The following is a 3082-nucleotide window of genomic DNA, read 5'->3' as shown; positions in this document are numbered from 1 at the left end:
AGCCAGAGGCGATGAAAGACGTGGAAGCCTGCGATAAGGTTCGGCGAGGTGGCAAACAACCTGTGACCCGGACATCTCTGAATGGGGAAACCCACTGACCACAAGGTCAGTATCCTGTACTGAATACATAGGTGCAGGAGGCGAACCAGGGGAACTGAAACATCTAAGTACCCTGAGGAAAAGAAATCAACCGAGATTCCCCCAGTAGCGGCGAGCGAACGGGGAGCAGCCCTTAAGCAGGTGACTGATTAGACGAACGAGCTGGGAAGCTCGGCCATAGCGGGTGATAGCCCCGTAGTCGAAAGTCTGATCCTGTGAAATCGAGTAGGTCGGGGCACGAGAAACCTTGACTGAAGACGGGGGGACCATCCTCCAAGGCTAAATACTCCTGGCTGACCGATAGTGAACCAGTACCGTGAGGGAAAGGCGAAAAGAACCCCGGAGAGGGGAGTGAAATAGATCCTGAAACCGTGTGCGTACAAGCAGTAGGAGCAGACTTGTTCTGTGACTGCGTACCTTTTGTATAATGGGTCAGCGACTTATATTCAGTGGCGAGGTTAACCGTATAGGGGAGCCGTAGGGAAACCGAGTCTTAACTGGGCGACACAGTCGCTGGATATAGACCCGAAACCGGGCGATCTATCCATGAGCAGGGTGAAGGTTGAGTAACATCAACTGGAGGCCCGAACCAGGATCTGTTGAAAAAGATTTGGATGACTTGTGGATCGGAGTGAAAGGCTAATCAAGCCCGGAGATAGCTGGTTCTCCTCGAAAGCTATTTAGGTAGCGCCTCACGTATCACCGCCGGGGGTAGAGCACTGTTTCGGCTAGGGGGTCATCCCGACTTACCAACCCGAGGCAAACTCCGAATACCGGTGAGTGCAAGCGTGGGAGACACACGGCGGGTGCTAACGTCCGTCGTGAAAAGGGAAACAACCCAGACCGTCAGCTAAGGTCCCCAAATTCTGGTTAAGTGGGAAACGATGTGGGAAGGCTCAGACAGCTAGGAGGTTGGCTTAGAAGCAGCCATCCTTTAAAGAAAGCGTAATAGCTCACTAGTCGAGTCGGCCTGCGCGGAAGATGTAACGGGGCTAAACCAGATACCGAAGCTACGGGTTCATCCTTAGGATGAGCGGTAGAGGAGCGTCGTGTAAGCCGATGAAGGTGAGTTGAGAAGCTTGCTGGAGGTATCACGAGTGCGAATGCTGACATGAGTAACGATAAGGGGAGTGAAAAACTCCCCCGCCGGAAGACCAAGGTTTTCTGTTCGATGCTAATCAGAGCAGAGTGAGTCGGCCCCTAAGGCGAGGCCGAAAGGCGTAGTCGATGGGAAACGGGCTAATATTCCCGTACCGGACATGATTGCGATGGGGGGACGGAGAAGGCTAGGTGGGCCAGGCGTTGGTTGTCCTGGTGAAAGTCAGTAGGCCTGGGTCTCAGGTAAATCCGGGACCCTTCAAAGCCGAGAGACGAGACGAAGACACCACGGTGTCGAAGTCATTGATGCCACGCTTCCAGGAAAAGCCTCTAAGCTTCAGATCATGTGCGACCGTACCCCAAACCGACACAGGTGGTCAGGGTGAGAATCCCAAGGCGCTTGAGAGAACTCGGGTGAAGGAACTAGGCAAAATGGTGCCGTAACTTCGGGAGAAGGCACGCCGGCGTAGGGTGAGAGGACTTGCTCCTTCAGCCCGAACCGGTCGAAGATACCAGGTGGCTGCAACTGTTTATTAAAAACACAGCACTCTGCCAACTCGCAAGAGGACGTATAGGGTGTGACGCCTGCCCGGTGCCGGAAGGTTAAATGATGGTGTTAGCCCTCGGGCGAAGCTCTTGATTGAAGCCCCGGTAAACGGCGGCCGTAACTATAACGGTCCTAAGGTAGCGAAATTCCTTGTCGGGTAAGTTCCGACCTGCACGAATGGCGTAATGATGGCCACGCTGTCTCCACCCGAGACTCAGTGAAATTGAAATCGCCGTGAAGATGCGGTGTACCCGCGGCTAGACGGAAAGACCCCGTGAACCTTTACTATAGCTTCACACTGGACGCTGATGTTGCCTGTGTAGGATAGCTGGGAGGCTTTGAACTTCGGACGCCAGTTCGAAGGGAGCCAACCTTGAAATACCAGCCTGGCATCATTGGCGTTCTCACTCAGGTCCGTTATCCGGATCGAGGACAGTGTGTGGTGGGTAGTTTGACTGGGGCGGTCTCCTCCCAAAGAGTAACGGAGGAGCACGAAGGTACCCTCAGCACGGTCGGACATCGTGCAATGAGTGCAAGAGCATAAGGGTGCTTGACTGCGAGACAGACACGTCGAGCAGGTGCGAAAGCAGGTTCTAGTGATCCGGTGGTTCTGTATGGAAGGGCCATCGCTCAACGGATAAAAGGTACTCCGGGGATAACAGGCTGATACCGCCCAAGAGTTCACATCGACGGCGGTGTTTGGCACCTCGATGTCGGCTCATCACATCCTGGGGCTGAAGTCGGTCCCAAGGGTATGGCTGTTCGCCATTTAAAGTGGTACGCGAGCTGGGTTTAGAACGTCGTGAGACAGTTCGGTCCCTATCTGCCGTGGGCGTTGGATGTTTGAGAAGAGCTGCTCCTAGTACGAGAGGACCGGAGTGGACGACCCTCTGGTGTTCCGGTTGTCACGCCAGTGGCATTGCCGGGTAGCTATGGTCGGACGGGATAACCGCTGAAAGCATCTAAGCGGGAAGCCCCCTTCAAGATGAGACATCCCCGAGGCCTTGAGCCTCCTGAAGGGCCCAGCGAGACCAGCTGGTTGATAGGCACGGTGTGGACGCACTGCAAGGTGTTGAGCTAACGTGTACTAATGGCCCGTGAGGCTTGACCCTATAACACCCAAGGGGTCTGGTCGCAGTGACAACGATGACTACCGGATACGCGCGCTGGGCGAGCAAACGCCTGGCACGAGAGACGATCACACGACACAGCATGATGTACATTGACAGTTACGCCTGACGACCATAGCGAGCGTGAACCACCTGATCCCTTGCCGAACTCAGTAGTGAAACCGCTTAGCGCCGATGGTAGTGTGGGGTCTCCCCATGCGAGAGTAGG

The 3082-nt window shown here is 54.9% G+C and carries 2 rRNA genes; both read left to right on the top strand.

Annotation, left to right across the window (positions count from 1 at the left end):
* Positions 1-2856 (top strand): 23S ribosomal RNA (locus ACT3TJ_RS17750); the annotation flags it as partial.
* A gap of 122 nt (positions 2857-2978) precedes the next feature.
* Positions 2979-3082: ribosomal RNA gene (gene rrf / locus ACT3TJ_RS17745) — 5S ribosomal RNA — on the top strand; the annotation flags it as partial.

It is taken from the genome of Halomonas sp. AOP30-A1-24 (genome assembly GCF_052378165.1).
GTDB classification, from domain to species: domain Bacteria; phylum Pseudomonadota; class Gammaproteobacteria; order Pseudomonadales; family Halomonadaceae; genus Vreelandella; species Vreelandella citrativorans.
The sequence above is the reverse complement of the archived record's forward strand: the minus strand, read 5'-3'. Positions and strand labels throughout refer to the sequence as shown.